The organism is Ruegeria sp. BI11 (genome assembly GCF_056538005.1).
Window position 1 is genome coordinate 866,508 of the sequence record NZ_JBQFSM010000001.1, and the last position, 22,423, is coordinate 888,930.

Below are 22,423 nucleotides of genomic sequence, written 5' to 3' on the forward strand. Positions count from 1 at the left end.
TCAAACCTCGATCATTTTCGGACGGCGGCGTTCGAACCACATCACGATCATCAAACGCGTCACGAAGATCGCGGTGAAGACCGAGGTCAGAATACCCAGACCCAGCGTAATCGCGAACCCACGCACCGGTCCGCTGCCCATGGCAAACAGGATCACGGCGGTGATGAAAGTGGTGACGTTGGCGTCCAGAATGGCCGACAGCGCCTTTTCATAACCCAGCTCAATCGCGCGCGCCGGGCCTTTGGCGGATTTCAGCTCTTCGCGGATACGCTCGAAAATCAGCACATTGGCGTCCACCGCCATACCGACCGTCAGGACGATCCCCGCAATACCCGGCAAGGTCAGCGTGGCCCCGATCAGCGACAGCAGGCCGAACAACAGCCCCACGTTGACGATTAGCGCAATATTGGCAAACACCCCGAACAGACCATAGCTGAGCGCCATGAAAGTCAGCACCGCGACAAAGGCCACGATGGTGGCCACTTTACCGGCGTCGATGCTGTCCTGCCCCAGTTCGGGACCAATCGTGCGCTCTTCAAGGAACTCCAGCCCTGCAGGCAGGGCACCGGCGCGTAGAAGAACGGCCAGATTGGTGCTTTCCTCGACGGTGAAGTTGCCGGTGATGATACCAGACCCGCCCGGAATATGGCTTTGGATCACCGGGGCCGAGATCACCTCGTCATCAAGCACGATGGCAAACGGTGCACCGATGTTTTCCAGTGTGTAGTCACCAAATTTACGTGCACCGGAAGTGTTGAACCGGAAGCTGACCGCCGGGCGGCCGTTTTGGTCAAACGAGGGTTGCGCGTCCACCAGTTCTTCACCCGTCACAACAGGGGCGGATTCGATGATGTAGTAAACGCCATCCTCATCAATGGACGGAACGACCTCTTGCCCGATGCCCGGTACTGCGTCCGGGTCGGTGCCGCGTCCAGCCACCGAGTTGAAGGTCAGCTGAGCAGTGGTGCCGATGATCTCTTTCAATTCACCAGCACTGCCGATACCCGGCACCTGAATCAGAATGCGGTCTGCACCCTGACGCTGAATTGTCGGCTCTCGCGTACCGACTTCGTCGATACGACGGCGAATGATTTCCAGCGCCTGACGCACGGTGCGGTCATCCGAGGCGAGTTTTTCGGCTTCGGACAGTTGCACGACAATCGTATCCCCATCAGCGCGGGCTTCGATGTCGGTGGCACCAACGCCGGTCAGCGTTTGCACCTGACGGGCCAGCCCACGCACAACCTCCAGCGCGCGGGACATGCCCTCGGGCTGGCTGATGCGAACGCGAATCTCATCCGGAGCTGATTCCTGTTTGCGGATCGTACCAACGGTCGCGCGTTCATCGCGCAACGCATCACGGATTTCCGGCCACATTGCCTCCATCCGAGATTCGTAGACATCCTCGACCTTTACTTCGGCCAGCAGATGCGCACCGCCCCGCAGATCGAGGCCCAGATTAACCAGAGATGACGGTAGCCAGTTGGGCCATTGCGCCGCCTGAGCCTGCATCTCGGGGGTGTCGATGCCAAGTTCAATCGCGGCCTTGGCATCGTTGGATTGCTCGACACGCGTGTAAAACGCATTCGGCAGGGCCATCAGCAGGCCGATCACACAGACCGACCAGATCAGAACCCGCTTCCAGGTATTAATTTGCAGCATTACCCTGCCTTTTCAAGGAATTATCGCGCGAAGTTACTTCGCCGGTTCGGTCTTGTTCAGAACCTGCGCGATGGTCGACTTGACCACACGAACCTTGACATTTTCGGCTAGCTCGACCTCGATCTCGTTCTCGCCTTCTTTGACCTTCGACACTTTGCCGATCAGACCGCCCTGGGTGACGACTTGATCGCCGCGGCGCACGGCCTCGACCATGGCCTGATGTTGCTTCATCTTCTTCTGCTGCGGACGGATCAGCAGGAAATACATGATCGCGAAGATCAGGATCAGCGGGAGAAACTGGGCGAATGCGCCACCTTCCATGGGATATTCCTTTTGCTTTGTATTGCGGTACCGTTCCGCAAATTTGGCGGGAACCTATGCCCTGAGATGCGCCTTTGCAAGCAAAGGCGGCGCTGTGACCCACCTGAACCTGATCCCAACGCATGAAGTCGCATCAAAGCGTTGCAGATATGTCCTAGGCAGAGGCCTCAACTCGGCTATAGTCAAACCTCAGGAGGCACAATGGCAGCTCGTTACAAACCATTCCAATTGTTGACGCTTTTGCTGTTGTTAATAGCCCTGGTTTTGTGTCTAGCTGCACCGCTTGGGGCTCAGGAAACACCCGCTGAAATCGTTGAACCCGATGCAGAGGAAACAGACAGTTTCAAAGCCCCCGTCATCGTAGACGGCGATATGCTATTCTTCCTACGCGGCTCCAGCGCCCTACCCGCGCCGGAACGTGCGGAAAGTGTCCAGGATAAGATTATCGAGGTTGCCGAAGCATCAGAAGACCCTTCGGTCGACATTTCGTTCGAAGACACCGACCTTGGCATCCGAATTCGCGCGGATGGTGTGATCGTGTCCATCGTGACTGTGGCAGATGCTGAGCTGGACCAGATGGAACTGGATGTTCTCAGCTTTCTACATGGTCAGGCCATCGAAGAAGCCATTTTAGCATACCGCGCCAATCGCACTGAGCAGGCGCGTGTATCGGGCGCGATTGAGGCCGCCGGCTGGACGTTTGGGTTTGCCGTATTCATCGTTGTGATCCTCTGGCTGCATCGCAGGATCAGATGGCGCACGCTGAAATTCGTCAAACGCCATCTGCGGGATGTTGAAACCGCTACCGCCAAAAGCGTTCAGGCCGAGGCGATTGCCGCTTTGGTCCGCTATGGTCTGAATTTCGTTCTTCTGATCATCTTCTTTCTGGGCTTCTACTACTACCTATCCTTTGTTCTGCTCGCCTTTGCCGAAACCCGCTATTTCGCGCAGTTGCTGCTGACCTACCTGACCGAACCGGTTCTACTAATCTTCAAGGGCATTCTGTCCTACATCCCCAATATGATCATGCTGGCCCTGATTACCTGGGTCACGATGTACATCATCAAGGGCATGCGCGTGTTTTTTGATGCCGTCGAAGCAGGCTCGTTCGACATGGGCGATTTCGAGAAGCACTGGGTCAACCCAACTTTCAATATTGCACGCGTCGTCGTCATCCTGATCGCGCTGGTCTTTGCGGTGCCCTATATACCGGGATCGGACTCGGCGGCCTTTCAGGGCCTGACCATCCTGGTTGGCGCCATGCTGTCACTGGGGGCGAATTCCGTCGTATCCAACATGCTAGCGGGACTTTTCGTAATCTACCGCCGCTCAACCTCGATCGGAGACCGTATTCAGATCGGAGATCACATCGGCGATGTGGTTCAGATCAAGTTAATGGAGACCCATCTGAAATCCATCAAGAATGAACTGATCTCGATCCCCAACGCGCAATTGATGAACTCGGATGTAGTGAATTTTTCAAAGAAAACAGATGGCAGCGGACTGTTGCTGCACACCACCGTAGGCATTGGTTATGAAGAGCCCCCTGAAAAAGTTGAGGCTATGTTGATCGAAGCTGCCAAGCGCACCAAGGGAATAAAAGCCAAGCCTGAGCCGTTCGTGTTGTGGACCGCACTAGCCGATTACGCAATCAACTATCAGATCAACGGTTATACCACGCGGGGCAGCATCATTCCGAAGATCAGATCGGATCTGCACCGCAATATCGTGGCCGTGTTCAATGAAAACAACGTGCAGATCATGACGCCGTCTTACATGGCCGATCCACCTGAGCCGAAAATCCCTGCCGAGGAATGGGATGGGCATCTGGCGCATGAAGAACACGAGGACGCTGATAAGTCGTAACCGGTGCTACACCCTGCCTTTCAGATGGTGCATAAGCGGTCCTAGTGATTCACGCATTAAGGATCTGAACCATGCACGACATCCGCGCCATTCGCGAAAACCCTGACGCCTTCGACGCCGCCCTGGCGCGCCGTGGGGATGCGCCGGTGTCGTCAGATTTGTTGAGGCTGGACGAAAGCCGCCGGGCCAAGATTCTGGCCGCCGAAACCGCGCAGGCAGAACAGAACAAAGCCAGCAAAGAGGTCGGTGCCGCCAAAGGACGCGGTGATGAGGACGAATTCCAGCGCCTGCGCGCACTGGTGGCCGAGAAAAAGGCCGAAATCGCCCGCATGCAAACCGAGGCCAAGGACCTGGACGCTCTGTTGACCGACCAGTTGATCCGCATCGCCAACCTGCCCGCCGAGGATGTGCCAGAAGGCGCGGATGAGAACGACAATGTCGAGATCAACCGCTGGGGCACCCCGCCTGACTTGGATTTTGCCCCGAAAGAACATTTCGAAATCGAAGCCGTCCAGAACGGCATGGATTTCGAAACCGCGGCCAAACTATCCGGCTCGCGTTTCGTGCTGCTGTCCGGCGGTGTTGCGCGCATCCATCGGGCGCTGGCGCAATTCATGCTGGACACGCATATCAACGAAAACGACCTGACCGAGGTCAACGGCCCCGTTCTGGTGCTCTCCGAGATGATGCAGGGCACAGGTCAACTGCCGAAATTCGGCGAGGACAGCTATCAAACACGCGAGGGCTGGTGGCTGATCCCAACGTCCGAGGTGTCGCTGACCAACATCGTCAACGACACGATGATCGAGGAAAGCTACTTGCCCCGCCGCTATACTGCACATTCCCTGTGTTTCCGGTCCGAGGCCGGTTCGGCTGGCAAAGACACACGCGGCATGCTGCGCCAACACCAGTTCGAAAAGGTCGAGATGGTTTCGGTCACGCATCCCGACAAGTCGGATGAGGAACAAAAACGCATGCTGCGCTGTGCCGAAGGGATTCTGGAAAAACTGGGCATCCCCTATCGTACCGTGATCCTGTGCACCGGCGACATGGGCTTTGGCGCACGTCGCACCTATGACATCGAGGCCTGGCTTCCCGGTCAGAACACGTATCGTGAGATCAGCTCGGTCTCGACCTGCGGCGATTTCCAGGCCCGCCGCATGAACGCCCGTTTCCGCCCCGAAGGCGGCGGAAAACCAGAATATGTTCACACGCTGAATGGTTCGGGGCTGGCGGTAGGGCGCTGCCTGATTGCAGTGCTTGAAAACGGCCAGAACGCAGATGGCACAGTGACCCTGCCCGAAGTGCTCGCCCCGTATCTGGGCGGCAAGCAGACGCTGCAATTGGACGGCACACTGGCGTAAAAAAACCGGCACACGCGTGACACAGTGCCGGTCAACAAGAACCAAAGGCGGAGGAGAATTACTTCTTCGCCTTTTTCTTATCCTTCTTCTTATCTTTTTTCTTACCGTCCTTCTTGGACAGATCTTTTTTCTTACTGTCTTTCTTACTGTCCTTCTTGGACTTTTTGTCTTTTTTGGACTTGGCCTTCACCTTGTCCTTGGCCTTGGAGATTGCGGCCTCCATCTCTTGCAGCTTTTTAGCAGCTTTATCGGCCTTTGCCTTGGCTTTGGCCTTTTTACGAGCTTTAGCCTCTGCTACAGCTTTTTCTTCGGCTGCCTTGCGAGCAGCCTCTTCGGCGCGCTTTTCGGCGGCGGCCGCGGCAACGGTTTTCCGAGCTGTAGGTCTGCGCGCTGCAGGTTTGCGTGCAGGCGCTCGGCGGCTGGCAACCTTAGCCGCAGGTTTTGCACTTCCGGCTTTGGGCGCAGGTTTGGAGGCAATCGCCTCCTTCGCGGCAGCGATCAGTAGCGACGCATTGGACACACCTATTCGGGGGATCTTGACCAGGTCGGTTGGATTGGCTTTGGCGAGGGCTTCGGCGGTCTTGAATCCGTTGGCGATAAGCGCCTGCCCAAGCGCCTTTCCCACACCTTTTACGTCGGTCACTGCAGTCATTACAAATCCTTCCTTTCTCTCCCTGTTATTTTAATCGCATGCAGACTGGATACACCCGCCCGCAATTCGACAAGCCAATTTAGCGACTCCTGTGTGTCAGCTGCTGTGGGCCAGAGTGCCGGTTCTGTCCTTTTTCGGGAACGGTACGAGGCGTTTCGCATCCTCGTCCCACAGTTTCAAATTCAGCGCCGCCACTGCTTCGGGGAACTTGATCCGACGCGGTGTGACTTCGGGTGGCAAGTTATAATGGCACGCCCGCAGCCGGTATGACGGGATGCGCGCGTTAAAATGATGGATATCGTGCAGCGTGATACAAGCCACCGCATTGTCGAACCACCAACCGAAATCCAAAGCGGAAGACCCCTGCAGGGCCGCCAGTTGCGGATCAAGATCCGGGCGGCGATCCCAATAGGTGTCTTCGAAATTATGCTGCAGATAAACAAGGAACACGCCCAACATGCCCCCTATAAACGAAAACACCAGCCACACCAGAATTCCGGTCATACCAGCGATCAGATATAGCAGACCTAAGAAGATCACGATCGACAGATTGTGCAGCAATACCCCTGTTACGCCAAAGCGCACGGTGTTTTTTGGCCAGCGGTAGCGGATGAAATAAGTGAACAGCGCGCCAACCGGAACCAAAATGAAGGGGTTGCGGTAAAGGCGGTAGAACAAACGATTTTTCCAGTCCGCCGCATTCCATTCGCGCAGGGTCATGGTATGAATCTCACCGGTTTCGCGGTGTTCTAGATTGCCGATCCCAGCATGGTGCAGATTGTGGTTCTGCTTCATCACTTCGAACGGCGCAAAGGTGAAGGGCGACAGCCCATGCCCGGCCCATTCGTTCTGTTCCCGAGTTTCGAACAGGGAATGGTGACCGCAATCGTGCTGCAAAACGTAGAGACGCACAGCGGAAAAGGCGAATACGATCCCGGAGGGAACCATGATATACCAGCGATCAACATAAACAATCGCCAGCGCCAGCGAAGCGAAATACACAGCGAATGTTCCAAAATAGCTTAGCGCGGCCAGCCGATTATCCTGCACCGCGTATTGGCGTGTATATTCCCGCAAATTCATTCAGCCTGTCCCCACGTTTGGCCCAGTTAATATCACCACGAAACTATTTGCGTCCTGCTTGCAATCAAGCTGCGCGCTCAAAAAACAAATGCACACAGGCGAATGCTAGCCTGTGGCAGCGGGGCTGTCACGCCCCACAGCTGAAAATGCTGCAAATTGGCGCGGTTATGCGCGACCTTTGAGATGTTTTGCCAGCGCGCCCGCGTTTTTCTTGCGCCGTCCCTTATAGGGATTCTTGTCGCCCTGCCCGCGCAACGTCAGCCGGATTGGCGTCCCGGGCATGTCGAAATCCTGACGCAAGCCATTCACCAGATAGCGGGTGTAACTGTCCGGCATCTTGTCGGGATGCGAACACATGACCACAAATCCGGGGGGACGTGTCTTGGCCTGAGTCATATAGCGCAGCTTGATCCGGCGGCCCTGTGGTGCTGGCGGCGGGTGCTGTTCCAGCATGGCTGTCAACCAGCGGTTCAGTGCCGCTGTGGGCACGCGGCGGTTCCAGACATCATGGGCGCGCAGGATGGCGGCGCGTAAACGTTCCAGCCCCCGGCCCGTCTTGGCCGACACGGTGATCAGCGGCGCGCCACGCAATTGCGGCAGCAGACGTTCAAAGGATTCTTTCAGATCGCGCAGTTTTTCCTGCTTGTCCTCTTCGATATCCCATTTATTCACGGCAACAACGACAGCACGTCCTTCGCGCTCGGCCAGATCGGCGATGCGCAGATCCTGTTGCTCGAACGGAATCGCCGCATCCAACAGCACCACCACAACCTCAGCAAATTTAACAGCGCGCAGCCCGTCGGATACCGAAAGCTTTTCCAGCTTTTCCTGTACTTTGGCCTTTTTGCGCATCCCGGCGGTGTCGAATATCCGCATCGGAGTGCTTTCACCATCGGGATCTGCCCAATCGATGCGCAGACTAATCGCATCACGCGTGATTCCCGCCTCGGGACCCGTTAGCAAACGATCTTCGCCGATGATCTTGTTAATCAGGGTGGACTTACCGGCATTCGGCCGACCTACAACCGCAACCTGCAATGGTTTGGCAGCTGTGATCAGAGGCGCTTCGCCCTCGCCGTCTTCATCCAATTCGATATCGGTTTGCGGAGTATCATCCTTAGCCTGCTCGGCTGCCGAATCTGCTAAGGGCATGAGTTGTGCATAGAGGTCCGTCATCCCCTCGCCATGCTCGCCCGACAGGCGCACTGGCTCACCCAGACCCAGATTGTACGCCTCGAGCACACCGGCATCCGCCGCGTTTCCTTCCGCCTTGTTGGCGGCGAGGATCACATGTTTTGAGCGTTTGCGCAGGATCTCGGCGAACATCTCATCAGTCGGGGTTAACCCCACTCGCGCGTCGATCATGAACAGGCAGACATCAGCCATGTCTACCGCCCGCTCGGTCAGGCGGCGCATCCGACCCTGGAGGCTGTCGTCGGTCGCGTCCTCAAGCCCCGCCGTGTCGATCACAGTAAACCGCAAATCACCCAGACGCCCTTCGCCTTCACGTAGGTCGCGTGTCACGCCGGGCTGGTCGTCGACCAAGGCCAGACGTTTGCCCACAAGGCGGTTAAACAGAGTGGATTTGCCCACATTCGGGCGCCCCACGATGGCGAGGGTCAGCGACATGATACTCAACTTTCAAGACTCAGACGCGCCCTTTAGCGCATCTTGCGGTCAACGGAAAGCGTGTAGATCACCTTTGGTCGACACCACGTACAGTGTCTGCCCCGCCACGACTGGCGCCGTGGTGGCACCACCTGGCACTTCAACACTGTTGACCAGCGTTCCATCGACCGGATTGAAGAACCGCAGGTACCCGTCATTCGAGGCGACCACGATGCGCCCACCGGCCAGGATCGGGCCATAGTGCGCAAAGATCGGGCCACGGCGCTTTGGTTTGTCCTTGACGAAACCCGGTAGGTCCCGCGCCCAGATAATAGAACCGTCCGCGCGATTCAGTCGGACCAACTGGCTGCGGTCGCTGATCAGGAACAAGCTGTCGCCTGCAGGCCAAACCGTATCCACGGCACCCTCATCAGCGGTCCAAATCCGGTCACCCGAACTGGCGTCAAACGCCACGGTTCGGCCCGAGTGATTGCCGATATAAATCGTATCTCCAACAACCATGGGACCGCCTGTCACATCGACGATCTGCGCGGCTGCACGACCCCGACGCCCGCCTGCGACCGAGGAATTCCAGCGCCCAATTCCCCCTTTACGGAAAGACGCGGCAATATCACCCGACCCAAAGGCAAAGACGGCAAATTCCGATGCGACGACGGGGGCCGGGGCACCCAGAACATTACCTACGCTCGGCGTGCCCTGAACCTGCCACGCGATACGGCCATCCTTGGTATTCACTGCCCAGCCAGTTTCATCACCTGCGACCAGGTACAGCAAACCATCATTGACCAAAGGCGCGCCGCTGCCGGTGGCGTTCAGACGCTTTTGCCATTTGATCGCACCAGTTTTTGCATCAAGCGCCGTCAGGCGCCCAAACCCGGACGACACGTAAAGTACACCATTGGCATAGGCCAACCCACCACCCGTCGCGTCCGAGTCGCCATCGCTGGCTGGGATCAGGTTCGTGCTCCAAGCCACCTGCCCTTGAGGAGTAACGGCAGAGGCAGTCGCACCTGCATCCAGCGTATAAATCAAGCCACCGGCCACAACGGGTTCAGCGGTAATGCGGCGTTTTCGCGAATCCCCGTCTCCGATCGAGGTTGACCAGACACGCTGCGGCGTTGAACGCAATGCGGCGTTGTTGGTGCGATAGGCTGGTGTCCCGGCGCTTTGCGACCAATTGGTGTTCGCGCTTTGCGCAGGCAGGCTGATCGGTTTCGACCCTGGGATCACCGCCGCGACATTGTCGGTTGTAGGCCGGATATCTTCGCGGGCACCGGGCAGAATGACCTCAGGTTCCTCGCAGGCGGCAAGCACGGTCAGCGAAAGGGCCGCAGCCGGCAATCCAATGCGGGAGAAAAGACTTGTCACCATGATACTCCGAACTCGCCTGTCATTCTTTTTGCCGCCTTATCAGCCCTGCCGGGCCACCAGCGGTTCCGGTTCGCCACCAAGGGCAACAATCAATTGAGCAGCACGCTGCTGAAGGTCCACGCCGATCTCGGCATCCTGCCGCATCGCCTGCAGGCGCTCGATCGCCGCGTCGACGTTCCCTTCGGAAACATCAATCAGCGCCAGTTGTTCTTCGGCCAACAACCGCAGCGGCGCGCCAGGCGCGGCCAGCGCTTCGAACTGCTGACGGCGATCCGCCACCGGCAGAGTGTCGCTTTGCAGTAGCAATGCTTTGAACGCCGCAATTGAGCGATAGATTTCCGGCAGCTCGCCCTGAACGGCTATGGCATTCAGGCTGTCCACAGCTTCTTGCCGCGACCCGGCTTCGGTCTGCGACGAAGCCAGCAGCATATTCAGAACCGCGTCACCGCCGGGTGTGGCGGCCTCGATGCTGGCAAGATTGGCGGCACGTTCTGCCGAGTCATTCTGCGCAAGTGCGCTGAGAATCTCATCACCCAGCTTTTCAGCCTGACCGGTGGTACGGGCTTTGCGAAATTCGTTGAATGCGGCCCCGCCCACAATCAGGACTACCGCCAGCACGCCAATCCACCCCCAACGGCGCAGCAGCAGAAACAGGCGATCACGGCGAACCTCTTCGGTCACCTCATCAATAAAACTGTCGACGTCGCTCATCCCTGCTCCCCGGGCTGTCACATTTCCATGGCGCCATGTCATACCCCGGCGTCCGTGCCAAGCCAAGAGCCGGATTTCGCACATTTTCGCGGCGTCACGCTGCCCTTGCGAAAAAAAGTGAACCGAACTATTCAGTTTAGTGTAGAAAACGTGCGTGCCTGACCCCATTTTCTAACATGCACGCCGAAGGACAATCGGCGAAGAATTTTAAGCGAGGCCCCGTATGCGATTGATTTCATTCGTGAATGCGATTTTAGTGATCGCCGCATTATTCCTTTTGGTTTTTGAACGCGATGCATTGTTTGCCTTTGCAGGCCGTGGCGACTCTGAAACAGATACCGCATCCGAGACAGATTCTGTGTCTGGTCCACAGACGGCCCAGAATGCTATTGGCGTCGTCGTACTGCGTTCGACCGCACGGGAAATTGACAGTGCCGTGTTGCTGCGCGGCCAGACCAGAGCCAATCGTCAGGTCGAAGTTCTGGCCGAAACGACCTCGACCGTAATTTCAGAACCCAAGCGCAAAGGTGCTTTTGTGGAAGCCGGTGACCTGCTGTGCGAGCTGGACCCAGGCACCCGCCCTGCTAGTTTGGCCGAGGCTGTAGCCGCCAAGCTTGAAGCCGAAAGCCGCATCCCCGAAGCCGAAGCCCGTCTGGAAGAGGCGCATGCCCTTGTGGCCGAGGCGCAAATCAACCTGACCGCCGCGCAGAAACTGTCGGAAACCGGGTTTGGATCGGAAACACGCCGTATTTCCAGCGAGGCTGCGATGCGCTCGGCCGAGGCTGGCGTAAAAACCGCCGAAGCCGGTCTGGAGGCCACGCGCGCCGGGATCGAAGCCGCCACCGCCGAGGTCAAGGCCGCCCAGCGCGAGATCGACCGCCAGACCATTGAAGCACCATTCAAGGGCCTGCTGGAAAGCGATACCGCCGAACTGGGCAGCCTGATGCAACCCGGATCGCTGTGCGCGACCGTCATTCAGCTGGACCCAATCAAGCTGGTCGGGTTCGTGCCAGAAACGGATGTGAACAAAATCATCGTCGGATCAGAAGCTTCGGCGCGGCTGATCACGGGCCTTGAAGTCGCGGGTCGTGTGACCTTCCTGAGCCGTTCGGCCGATGAGACAACCCGCACATTCGAGGTTGAGATCACCGTTCCGAACCCGGAACTGGCCATTCGTGACGGACAAACCGCCGATATCCGAATTGCGGCCGAAGGGGCTAAGGCCCACCTGCTACCGCAATCCGCGCTGACGCTGAACAACGAAGGCCAGATCGGAGTGCGCACGGTCGGTGCTGACAAAATCGTCGAGTTCATGCCGATCCTTCTGCTGCGCGATACGTCGGAAGGTGTCTGGGTGGATGGGTTGCCGGAAACCTCAGATATCATCGTCATTGGTCAGGAATTCGTAACACAAGGCGTTAGGGTCGAGCCAACCTATCGGGAAGCTGCACAATGACAGGATTGGTTGCATGGGCCGCCCACAGGGCCCGAATGGTATTGGCCTTTATCGCGATCTCGCTGATTGTCGGTGGCTTTGCCTATGTCGGATTGCCTAAAGAGGGTGAACCCGACATCGAAATTCCGGCGCTTTTCGTATCGGTTCAGTTTCCCGGCATTTCCGCCGAGGACTCCGAGAATCTGCTGATCAAGCCGATGGAGACCGAGCTGGCGGATCTGGACGGTCTCAAGGAAATGTCCGCCACCGCTGCCGAAGGTTATGCTGGTATTGCGTTGGAGTTCGACTTTGGCTGGGACAAGACAGCGATTATGGCGGATGTTCGCGATGCAATGAACACCGCGCAAGCTGATTTCCCCGAAGGGGCTGAGCAATACTCGCTGACCGAGATCAACTTGTCCGAATTCCCCATCGTCATCGTCAACCTTACCGGGGCCATCCCCGAACGCACAATGGCCCGCATCGCCAAGGACTTGCAGGACGAGCTTGAGGCACTGGATTCAGTGCTGGAAGCCGGAATTGCTGGTAATCGCGACGAGTTGCTCGAGGTCATCATCGATCCCCTGCGGCTTGAGGCCTACAACGTGTCGGCTGATGAGCTGATCTCAGTTGTAGAGAACAACAACCAGCTGATCGCGGCGGGTGAGGTTGACAGTGCGCAGGGCACGTTCTCGGTCAAGATCCCGTCCTCGTTCAAAACCGCCGAGGACGTCTATAGCCTGCCGGTTAAGGTAAACGGCGACCGTGTGGTCACAATGGGCGAGTTGGCGCAGATCAACTACACCTTCGAAGACCGCGAAGGCACGGCCCGCTTTGACAATGAATCCACCGTCGCGCTGCAGGTGGTCAAACGCAAAGGCTTCAACCTGATCGACACTGTTGCCGACGTGAAGGCAACTCTGGATGCCGCGCAAGCGAAATGGCCCGCCGAATTGCAGGCCGCAGTCGATGTCGGCACCTCGAACGACCAAAGCCGTATCGTCGATTCGATGGTGCGCCAGCTTGAAGGCTCGGTCCTGACCGCCATCGCGCTAGTGATGATCGTGGTTCTGGCCTCGCTAGGAACGCGCGCCGCGCTGTTGGTGGGTTTTGCGATCCCAACCTCATTCCTGCTGAGCTTCGCCTTTCTGGCGGTCATGGGGGTTAGCATCTCGAACATGGTGATGTTCGGTCTGATCCTTGCCGTGGGTATGCTGGTCGACGGTGCCATTGTGGTGGTGGAATACGCTGACAAACGCATCAAAGAGGGCATTGGCCCAATGCACGCCTATGTCGAGGCCGCGCAGCGGATGTTCTGGCCCATCGTATCATCGACCGCGACAACCCTGTGTGCCTTCCTGCCGATGCTGTTCTGGCCCGGCGTGCCCGGCGAGTTCATGAAGATGCTGCCGATCACGCTGATCTTCGTGCTGTCCTCCTCGCTGATCGTGGCGCTGATCTACCTGCCGGTCGTGGGCGGTGTGTCAGGGCGTATGAGCCGCACTTTCGACCGCACCTCGAACTGGCTGCGCGGTATTGCACCCTGGTGGGTGCGCGCGGCTTTGGTTCCGCCGTCGTTGTATATGATTTTCCTCGGTGCGATGCAGATGCTGAACCCCGATTACCTGCTGCCCGGGGGAGTGCTGTCGGGTGCTTTGCTGTTCATCTTCGGTGGCTTTGCCGGATCAGTAACTCTGAGCGCGGCCAAGATCGAACGCCACCAAGAAGAGCGTGTGCATACCGCCCGCGAACACTCGCGTTTTGGCTACGTGGTCAAGTTTTTGGTCGGCAATCCCATTATGCCGCTTGTCTCGATCGCGGTTGTCGCCTTTGGCGTCATGACCGTGATGTCCTATTACATGGCCAACAATCGCGGCGTTGAATTCTTTGTCGAAACTGAACCGGAACAGGCCACTGCTTATGTCCGTGCGCGGGGCAACCTGTCGCTGCAAGAAAAAGATGCAATGGTGCTGGCCGCCGAAGAGGTGATCGGAGCGCATCCGGCTGTAACCAACGTGTTCGCCTTTGCCGGCGAAGGCGGTTTGACCCAGAACGATGGCGGTGTGTCTGCACCTGCGGATACGGTGGGTCGCGTTCAATTCGAAATCACCCCGTGGGAGGACCGCCCAACGCTGAGCGAATCCGCGTTTTTCGGTCTGTTCGAGCGTGAGGTTATTGCGCCCGAATATGATGGTAATTTCGTTTTGGACGAATTGAACGCAGAGCTTTCTAAGCTGCCAGGTTTCATCGTGGAAATACTGCCGTTGGAACAGGGCCCGGCCTCGGCCAAGCCTGTGCATCTGCGCATCAAGGGCGATGGCTGGGAGGAACTAACTGCTTCGGCCCAAACCGCGCGCGCAGTGTTTGACGAAACGCCGGGTCTGATCAAGATCGAAGACACCATGCCCCTGCCCGGCATTGACTGGCAGATCGACGTGGACGTTGCCAAGGCGGGTCGTTTTGGTGCCGATGTCGCAACGGTGGGCGCGATGGTTCAGCTTGTCACGCGTGGCATCCTGTTGGGCGAAATGCGCCCTGACAATACCGATGAAGAGGTCGAAATTCGCGTGCGCCTGCCCGAGCAGGACCGGGTTCTGTCGACACTGGATTCTCTCAAGGTCCGCACCCCAGACGGGCTGGTACCGCTTTCCAACTTTGTCACCCGCCAACCGGTGGCCAAACTGGCCGAGATCAACCGGATCGACCAGCAGCGGTATTATGATGTGAAAGCTGATGTCGAACCGGGGCTGATCGACGTCGTGCATCTAAGTGCTGATCATAGAGATGAGAGCATAGACACAGAACTTAAGGAAAAGCGGCTGGCCATTGTTCGAGCGCTAGACGAAGGCAATACCGCCAATCTACCAACGATCTCGGACAAAAATGGAGGAGTCTATGAAGTTGTACAACTTACTGGCGCCGCCGATTTTCAGGAGTTGCAAGAAAAAGCCCAATCTGCGAACTTCTGGCCAATTAATCCGAACGAACGCATCGCTCTCCTAACCAAGTGGCTGGATACCAGCCCATTTGATCCTTCGATCAGTTGGGAATGGACCGGCGATCAGGAGGATCAGGAAGAATCCGGCGCCTTCTTGATGAACGCATTCTTGGGCGCATTGGGGCTGATGTTCGTGATCCTGCTGGCGCAGTTCAACTCGTTCTACAACTCGGTTCTGGTGTTGCTGGCGGTTATTCTGTCGACCACCGGGGTTCTGATCGGGATGATTGCGATGAACCAACCGTTCTCGATCATTATGACGGGAACGGGCATCGTGGCGCTGGCCGGGATCGTGGTGAACAACAACATTGTTCTGATCGACACCTATCAGGAATACAGCCGCTACATGCCCCGGATCGAAGCCATCGTGCGCACGGCCGAGGCGCGTATCCGTCCGGTTTTGCTGACCACGCTGACTACGATGGCCGGTCTGACACCCATGATGTTCGGTCTGTCGCTGGACTTTATCAACGGCGGCTATTCGATCGACAGCCCAACTGCGCTGTGGTGGAAACAGCTGGCCACTGCTGTGGTGTTCGGCTTGGGTATTGCGACGGTTCTGACGCTGATCGTGACGCCATCGCTGCTGGCGCTGCGCGTTTGGGTTTCGACCTATACGATATGGCTGGGCCGAGCATTGGCCCGCGCGACGTCTGGCAAGTCCAGCAAAATCGCGCAGGATATGGCCATTGGCAAAGCTGTCCGTCAGGCACAGGCAACCGAAGTGGTTTGGGGCGACGAAACTCCCCCTGCGCCCAAGGATGCGCAATCGTCAAAACATCCGCCAGGTCCGCCCCTAAAAGCGGCAGAATAAAAGAATGGCGAGCTCTATGGCTCGCCATTCTTCTTTTTAGATCAGTCAGTAAAGACGTATTCACCCAGATCGCAAAGATCCACGCCATAATCTTCTGCGCTGGACCCGTCAGAGAACCCACCGCGAATGTCATAGACACAGGTGGTCTGGCCGTCGGCAATCAGAACGTCCGCCTCGTACCCCGGCGCGATGTAATCGCCCTGTAGCAAGTTCGATTCCCAATTGTCTGACGCACTTGGCGAGACGTTGAATTCGACCAGATCGACGCTGCTTTCATTGCCCAGCAAGAATACCAGGTCTTCGGCGGATGCGGTCGACGCGATAAGCGACGCCAGAATGATCGGCGCAGCAAAGAATTTCTTCATTAGGTGTTTCCCTGATTTGTTCTTCGACACCACACGGGTGGTGTTGTCTGTCATACCGGACCAAGGCCGTCGGTCAAACGACAATCGCCTGCAACCAGATCGGTGAGTAAAGCTGTGTGCTATCCTGCAACAAGACCAGAGCTGAAAGGCCGTATCACTTGGACAAGCGGGTCCATTTCTGATGCCCGCACACAACATGCTCGCATCCGCGCACGGTCAGACTGTCTCCGCTCAGCGTCATTTGGGGCACGACATCCACATTAACCATGGGGATCCAGAAATCGCCGCCACCGTACTTGCCGCCCCCCTCGCTGGCCACATCCCAGAACAGCTTTTTGCCGATATTGGGGGTCTGCACCTCTTTCCCCGACTGGTCATAGGCCGACTGAATCTGGCCGCAGAACTTGTCGCCACAGGCGGAAATTTTGATATGCGAAATCAGGTTCTTGCGGTCCGGTTCGGTTTTCCAAACGCCAACAATGGGATCAGCCGCCGCCATCACGGGCATCAGCATGGCAATAACGACCGGAATAACGGTGTTCCTTTTCAATTTGCGCATCAAACCAACTCCTCCGAAACCCAGTCAGTGTATCACATAATCGGATCGGTTCAGGCAGCCTGTGCGTCCGATTGCTGCCTGCTCCACAGCTGTGCATAGCGACCTTCGCGCTGCAGCAACTCGTCATGAGTGCCCTGTTCCAGAATCTCGCCCTGTTCCAGCACCACGATGCGGTCGGCTTCGGCGATGGTGCTGAGGCGATGCGCAATGGTCAGTACCGTGCGCCCCTCGCCGGCCCGCGCCAAAGCGTCTTTGATGTCCTGTTCGGTATCTGTGTCTAGAGCCGAGGTCGCCTCGTCCAGCAGCAGGATAGGCGGGTTCTTCAACAACGTGCGCGCAATGCCGACGCGCTGTTTTTCTCCGCCGGACAGTTTCAGCCCACGCTCACCAACCTTGGTGTCGTAACCTTCGGGCAGCGTAGCAATGAATTCGTGAATCTGGGCCGCCTTGGCCGCGGCCTCTACCTCTTCCTGCGTGGCACCATCGCGGCCATAGGCAATGTTGTAGCGGATGGTGTCGTTGAACAGCACTGTATCCTGCGGGACCACGCCGATAGCAGCGTGCAAGCTGTTCAGAGTCACATCACGCACGTCCTGCCCGTCGATCCTCAGCGCTCCGCCGGTCACGTCGTAGAACCGGAACAGCAACCGCCCGATGGTCGATTTACCCGAACCGGTAGCCCCGACAATTGCCACGGTCTGGCCCGCCGGCACCGTCAGCGATACCCCCTTGAGGATTTCCCGATCCGCATCATAACCAAACCGCACGTTGTCCAACGTCACCTCGCCGCCATTGATTGCAAGGTTTGGCGCGCAGGGCTTGTCGGTCACCTCGGTGGGTTGTTCCAGCAGGTCGAACATCTGCCCCATGTCGACCAGTGACTGACGGATTTCTCGATACACCGTGCCCAGAAAGTTCAACGGCACGGTAATCTGGATCATGTAGGCGTTGACCATGACGAAATCGCCCACAGTCAGCGAGCCGTTCTGTACCCCCAAAGCTGCCAGCACCATCACGCCAATCAACCCGCAGGTGATCAGGAAAGATTGACCGAAGTTCAGAAATGCCAGTGAATAAGCCGTCTTGAGGGCCGCCCCGGCATAGGCTTTCATCGAGGTGTCATATCGTTCAGCTTCGCGCTGTTCAGCGTTGAAATACTTGACGGTTTCAAAGTTCAGCAAACTGTCGATAGCGCGCTGGTTGGCCTCGGTGTCCTGATCATTCATCTCGCGCCGTAGTTTCACGCGCCATTCGGTCACCGCAAAGGTGAACCATATATAAAGCGCAATCGTCACCGCCACGACGACCAGATACCAGACATCGAACAGCCACATCAGAATAATCGCGACCAGCAGCAGCTCCAGGATCAGCGGCCCTATGGAAAAAAGCAGGAACCGCAACAGGAACTCCACGCCCTTCACACCGCGCTCGATAATCCGGCTTAGGCCACCGGTGCGACGCGTCACGTGATAGCGCATCGACAATTGGTGGATGTGCTGAAACGTTTCCAGCGCCAGCGCCCGCAAGGCCCGCTGCCCAACTGGCGCAAACGACGCGTCACGCAACTGCTGAAATCCCACGGTCATCATCCGGGCAACGCCATAGGCCACTGTCAATCCCACAGCGCCCAGCGCCAGTGGCGGTACGCCTTCCCCCGCCAGGCCATCGACCGCGCCTTTGTACAGAATTGGCGTATAGACCGCGATCAGCTTTGCCAGAACCAGCATCCCCATGGCCAAAACGACACGGCGTTTGACCCAGGGCTCATCCTCGGGCCAAAGGTAAGGGGACACCTTGCGGATCGTGCGCCAGCCTGAGCGGCGTTCGTTCGTCTCTGGCATATCGTCTGAATGCATCGGGGCTGATCGTCTCATCACGTACCTAATCTGCGGTCAGAGATAGCCCCCCGCCCCGGACGGGGCCAGAGGCAAAAGCTTATTCGGGGATCGTGAAGATTTGCCCGGGATAAATCAGATCCGGATCACGGATCGCAGTGCGGTTGGCTTCGAACAGTTTCACATACAGGACACCGTCGCCAAAACGTTCGCGGGAGATGGCCCAAAGCGTGTCGCCTTTTTGTACCGTGACCGAGCGGATAGGCGCAGATTCTGACGTCGCCTCAGCGTTGTTAGTGGCTTCGGCCGCCTGCAACACTTCGGTGGCCTCGCGTTTAAATGGCGTTTCAATTCGGCTGACCACAGTGCCGTCCGGCGCAATTTCGTCTGCGCGCAAGGTGTAGACACCGGGTTCGATCCCGCCCAGCTCGCTACGCCATTTACCGTCGTCAGCCGGGAACAGATCATCGACCAGCCGGTTGTCCAGATACAGACGCACCGCCGACCCATCCGGTACCCGACCTGTCAGTTCAACCTCGCCGGTTTCGGAATATCCAATTGTGTCGAGCGCGATCTGTTCCGATGCTTGCGGTTGGCCCTCAGAACCTTGCACCAATTCGACACCCTCTTCGCCGGACCGCAAGATGGCAACCTGTTGGTCCTGAGTGTCCTCGGCCTGATCCTCAGCAATCTGTTCCGATTGATCTTCGGTCAGCTTTGCGTCCGCGTCAGTTGTCTCGGCTTGCGCAACATCAGTGGTTTCGGACGACGGCACTTCAGCATCAGCCGTTTCGGTCGACTCCGCGCCCGCGTCGGCTGTGCCAGTCGAAGCCGGTTTATCCGGTACAGCAGCTTCAGACACTTCGGGTTCGTGCGTTGCACCCTCAGCCGTGCCCGCAGAGGAAACAGGTTCATCTGCGGTTTCCGGTTTGGGCAACGCTGCAATCACGTAATCATCCGAGCGCACGGGTTGATCGCCCTGCGTTTCCAGCGTCAGGCCACGCGCAGTATCGGCAAACGGGATGGAAACGAACTCGGCAAACTGACCGCTAGGATCAACCGTGAAACTGTGCACCGGCTCGCCGTCCAGTAAAACGTTCACCTCGGAACCCGGCTCGGCAGAACCGGATAGAACCGTATTGCCGTCCGGTTCGACAAAAATCTGATCCAACAGCGGCGCTGCTTGCGGCTTAGCTTCGGCGGCCTCCTCCACAGCAGGTGCCTCAGGCGCGGTTTCTTCGGCAGCAGGTGTCGTGGCTGCCTCGGCGCTCTGCTCCGCTTCTGCGGCAGGTGTTGTGGAACCTTCGACGGGTTGCTCAGCGGGGGCGGTGCTGTCATCCTGGGTCTGAACTGCTGCTTCAGTGTCGGGTACGGTTTCTTCCGGGCCTCCGCCGACTATGCCGGACAGGTACAATCCACCTGCCCCGATTATAACTGCGATACCGGCGATCACCCCCCAGGTGAACGCGCCAGAGCTTCCGCTTCCCGACTCGGCGTTCATTCTTTTCCTTTCACTCCGCAGCGCAACTGTCTTGGCTTAAACACATTCTGCCCGGCGGTTGAGCCAATCTATCAATCCCGCTATCAGGGGTCAAAAGCCCAGGCACAACCCCGGAGAGCGTTCACGATGTCTCAGAAATCTGTTTGTGTGTATTGCGGGTCACGCAATGGCGCAAATTCCGCCTATTCCAAAGCCGCAAGTGCATTCGGAACGATGCTGGCGCAAGAAGGCTGGCGTCTGGTCTATGGTGCCGGGGATGTCGGACTGATGGGTGAAGTCGCCCGAGCTGCACAATCCGCTGGCGGCGACACATTTGGCGTGATCCCGGTTCACCTGCTACGGCGCGAGGTCGGCAAGACCGACCTGACCCGCTTTGTTGTCACCGAAACGATGCACGAGCGGAAAAAGGTTATGATCATGAACGCGGATGCCGTGGTGGTGCTGCCGGGCGGTCCGGGATCACTGGACGAGTTGTTCGAGGCACTGACATGGCGGCAGCTGGGTCTGCATGACAAACCCATTTTGGTTATGAATGTGGATGGTTACTGGGACGCGCTGCACGAGCTGGTGCAGCGCGTCATCGGTCAGGGGTTCGCGGACGAGTCGTTGGCGGACTACATCACTTGGGTTGATGATCCGGCCTCGGCGATGTCGACGCTGCGCGGGTTCCTGACCTGACCGGTGGGCAGGCGACTGGGAGCGCCCACCGGAGATAGATCGCCTAAACTGCCGGGTTCAGGCGGCTGGTCAGCAACTTTTCAACCTTGTGAATCGGATGATTGGTCAGGGTTTTGTCCACTTCGGCCACAACCTTGGCCAGCACCTCGCTATGCAAGCGACGGCGCAGCAGCCCCAGAACATGCGGGCTGGCAACCAGAACCAACCTGTTAAAGGCCCCTTTCAACCCTTTGCGGTTCAGCAGATTGGCGACATCCTGCACGAACAGAGATTTCGCGTGGGTTTTCCAGTTTGGTTCTTCAACCGCAGATTTCTGGTTCGGCCCGATATCAGCGCGCCGTCCGGCCCGGTCGGTGGGTCGGTTGACCCCGTCTTGTTCTTCCACCGAGACAACAACCAGATTTGGGTCTTCGGCATCAGTGATGTTCTCGACGAACAACGCCTTTTCCCCATCGGCAATGACAACCCAGGTTCCCTGTTCAAGTGCGACCATCGTGATCTCCTGTCATGTTTCTACGGCCATCCCTCAATTGCCAGGCATAGGTTAACCCTGACGCGACCAGAGGTTTCCAGCGCGTTGCCTGTGCATTTTCATATGGTTAGCGGTTCTCTCCCTCCGCCTCACCAAAGGTAAGCATTGCGAGGTTGCGTGCAAACCCGTCTCAGGGTGAAACTTTATTCATAGGCGGGTTTTCTCCTGTCAGGCCGACAGTTCGATCACCGTGATCTCGGGCGTCACACCAAAGCGCACTGGCAGGATCGAGCACCCGATTCCGCCCGACACAACCAGATCGCGCCCGTCTTCATGCACATGACCATAGGCATAGCGATTGCCATATTTGGACGGCACCACCGGAGACCAACCCAACAACCGCACCTGGCCACCATGGGTATGGCCCGACAGGGTCAGCGCCACGCGGTCCGGGATTTTGGGGAAGATGTCGGGCTCATGCGCCATCATCACCACCGGGGCGTCATCAGTCACCTGAGCCAAGGTTCCCGGCAAATCGTCCAAACCCACAAGCTCTCCATTACGTCTGAACGCAAGCTGATCTTCCAGACCTGCCAACCAAATTTCTGGCCCATCAAGGCGAATAGCCTCATTGGACAGAACCCTGATTCCATGTTCCCCAAACGCCGCTGCAAATTTGTTCGGCCCTGCGCCCCGGCTCTGAGCATCGCGGTCATCCCACCAGTCGTGATTGCCAAGAACAGCGTAGACGCCATTTTTCGCTTCTAGCCCAGCCAGAACCGGAGCCAGTTCGTCTGCTTCTATTCTATCAGAGGTGACTTTGTGGTGCCCGGCATAGTCACCCAACAACAAGATCAGATCGGGTGCCAATGCATTTGTGCGCCGGACGACCTGCCGTATACGATCAAGCCCGACATAGGGCTCTCCAACGTGCAGATCGGACAGGACCGCGATCCGCAAGGGCTGGGCAGTCCAATCCTTACGTCGTACGCGCCATTTGCGTACGCGCAACCGCAGCGAGGGCTCTACAAAGAACCCATATGCCGCAACAAACAGGCCTGCCAGCGTGGACGCCAGCAGGCCCTGTATGAACCCTCTGCGGGTCAA

Annotated in this window: 18 protein-coding genes; 5 read left to right on the forward strand and 13 right to left on the reverse strand. The window is 57.6% G+C overall.

Annotated features, from left to right (window positions below; genetic code table 11):
* Together secD and yajC are read right to left on the reverse strand one after the other, a co-directional pair.
* Positions 1-1,662: a protein translocase subunit SecD gene (secD, locus tag ACR0DT_RS04315; protein ID WP_480709560.1), complete on the reverse strand. Its 1,662-nt coding sequence runs from the start codon at positions 1,660-1,662 to the stop codon at positions 1-3.
* Between the two features lie 33 nt (positions 1,663-1,695).
* Positions 1,696-1,983, reverse strand: a complete 288-nt coding sequence (gene yajC / locus ACR0DT_RS04320) for a preprotein translocase subunit YajC (protein WP_480709561.1) — start codon at positions 1,981-1,983, stop codon at positions 1,696-1,698.
* Positions 1,984-2,184: 201 nt separating this feature from the next.
* Here yajC and ACR0DT_RS04325 point away from each other — a divergent pair, with 201 nt between their 5' ends.
* Both ACR0DT_RS04325 and serS read left to right on the forward strand, forming a co-directional pair.
* The gene (locus tag ACR0DT_RS04325; RefSeq protein WP_480709562.1) at positions 2,185-3,849 is read left to right on the forward strand and encodes a mechanosensitive ion channel family protein; all 1,665 of its coding nucleotides are present in this window, start codon (positions 2,185-2,187) and stop codon (positions 3,847-3,849) included.
* Positions 3,850-3,920: 71 nt separating this feature from the next.
* Entirely contained in the window at positions 3,921-5,213 is a 1,293-nt protein-coding gene (gene serS, locus ACR0DT_RS04330) for a serine--tRNA ligase (protein WP_480709563.1), read from the forward strand.
* 58 nt (positions 5,214-5,271) lie between these two features.
* Here serS and ACR0DT_RS04335 read toward each other — a convergent pair whose 3' ends face one another.
* The 5 genes from ACR0DT_RS04335 to ACR0DT_RS04355 all read right to left on the reverse strand — a co-directional run bounded on the left by ACR0DT_RS04335 (position 5,272) and on the right by ACR0DT_RS04355 (position 10,659).
* Complete coding sequence (locus tag ACR0DT_RS04335) at positions 5,272-5,865, reverse strand: helix-hairpin-helix domain-containing protein (protein WP_480709564.1); 594 nt, start codon at positions 5,863-5,865, stop codon at positions 5,272-5,274.
* A 96-nt stretch (positions 5,866-5,961) separates the two neighbouring features.
* Positions 5,962-6,948 (reverse strand): fatty acid desaturase, encoded by a 987-nt coding sequence (locus tag ACR0DT_RS04340; RefSeq protein ID WP_480709565.1) that lies wholly within the window; start codon positions 6,946-6,948, stop codon positions 5,962-5,964.
* Between the two features lie 165 nt (positions 6,949-7,113).
* Positions 7,114-8,577, reverse strand: a complete 1,464-nt coding sequence (gene der, locus ACR0DT_RS04345; RefSeq protein ID WP_480709566.1) for a ribosome biogenesis GTPase Der — start codon at positions 8,575-8,577, stop codon at positions 7,114-7,116.
* Between the two features lie 48 nt (positions 8,578-8,625).
* Entirely contained in the window at positions 8,626-9,948 is a 1,323-nt protein-coding gene (locus ACR0DT_RS04350) for a PQQ-like beta-propeller repeat protein (RefSeq protein ID WP_480709567.1), read from the reverse strand.
* A 39-nt stretch (positions 9,949-9,987) separates the two neighbouring features.
* Complete coding sequence (locus ACR0DT_RS04355) at positions 9,988-10,659, reverse strand: hypothetical protein (RefSeq protein ID WP_480709568.1); 672 nt, start codon at positions 10,657-10,659, stop codon at positions 9,988-9,990.
* A gap of 223 nt (positions 10,660-10,882) precedes the next feature.
* Here ACR0DT_RS04355 and ACR0DT_RS04360 point away from each other — a divergent pair, with 223 nt between their 5' ends.
* The gene (locus ACR0DT_RS04360; protein WP_480709569.1) at positions 10,883-12,115 is read left to right on the forward strand and encodes an efflux RND transporter periplasmic adaptor subunit; all 1,233 of its coding nucleotides are present in this window, start codon (positions 10,883-10,885) and stop codon (positions 12,113-12,115) included.
* Positions 12,112-15,906 carry an efflux RND transporter permease subunit gene (locus ACR0DT_RS04365; RefSeq protein ID WP_480709570.1) on the forward strand — a complete coding sequence of 1,265 codons (3,795 nt, stop codon included), beginning with the start codon at positions 12,112-12,114 and terminating at the stop codon, positions 15,904-15,906. The genes ACR0DT_RS04360 and ACR0DT_RS04365 overlap by 4 nt, the downstream gene beginning before the upstream one ends.
* A gap of 41 nt (positions 15,907-15,947) precedes the next feature.
* Here the strand turns inward: ACR0DT_RS04365 and ACR0DT_RS04370 are convergent, their stop codons facing one another.
* The 4 genes from ACR0DT_RS04370 to ACR0DT_RS04385 all read right to left on the reverse strand — a co-directional run bounded on the left by ACR0DT_RS04370 (position 15,948) and on the right by ACR0DT_RS04385 (position 20,166).
* Positions 15,948-16,271 (reverse strand): hypothetical protein, encoded by a 324-nt coding sequence (locus ACR0DT_RS04370; protein ID WP_480709571.1) that lies wholly within the window; start codon positions 16,269-16,271, stop codon positions 15,948-15,950.
* 154 nt (positions 16,272-16,425) lie between these two features.
* Complete coding sequence (locus ACR0DT_RS04375) at positions 16,426-16,830, reverse strand: DUF2147 domain-containing protein (RefSeq protein WP_480709572.1); 405 nt, start codon at positions 16,828-16,830, stop codon at positions 16,426-16,428.
* Positions 16,831-16,880: 50 nt separating this feature from the next.
* Complete coding sequence (locus ACR0DT_RS04380; protein ID WP_480709658.1) at positions 16,881-18,686, reverse strand: ABCB family ABC transporter ATP-binding protein/permease; 1,806 nt, start codon at positions 18,684-18,686, stop codon at positions 16,881-16,883.
* 79 nt (positions 18,687-18,765) lie between these two features.
* Entirely contained in the window at positions 18,766-20,166 is a 1,401-nt protein-coding gene (locus tag ACR0DT_RS04385) for a LysM peptidoglycan-binding domain-containing protein (protein ID WP_480709573.1), read from the reverse strand.
* Between the two features lie 126 nt (positions 20,167-20,292).
* On the opposite strand from ACR0DT_RS04385, the gene ACR0DT_RS04390 reads away from it, so the two are divergent.
* The gene (locus ACR0DT_RS04390; protein WP_480709574.1) at positions 20,293-20,844 is read left to right on the forward strand and encodes an LOG family protein; all 552 of its coding nucleotides are present in this window, start codon (positions 20,293-20,295) and stop codon (positions 20,842-20,844) included.
* A 43-nt stretch (positions 20,845-20,887) separates the two neighbouring features.
* Here the strand turns inward: ACR0DT_RS04390 and ACR0DT_RS04395 are convergent, their stop codons facing one another.
* Together ACR0DT_RS04395 and ACR0DT_RS04400 are read right to left on the reverse strand one after the other, a co-directional pair.
* A complete protein-coding gene (locus ACR0DT_RS04395) occupies positions 20,888-21,337 on the reverse strand; it encodes a host attachment family protein (RefSeq protein WP_480709575.1) in 450 nt (149 codons plus the stop codon).
* Between the two features lie 207 nt (positions 21,338-21,544).
* Positions 21,545-22,423 carry a metallophosphoesterase gene (locus tag ACR0DT_RS04400; protein ID WP_480709576.1) on the reverse strand — a complete coding sequence of 293 codons (879 nt, stop codon included), beginning with the start codon at positions 22,421-22,423 and terminating at the stop codon, positions 21,545-21,547.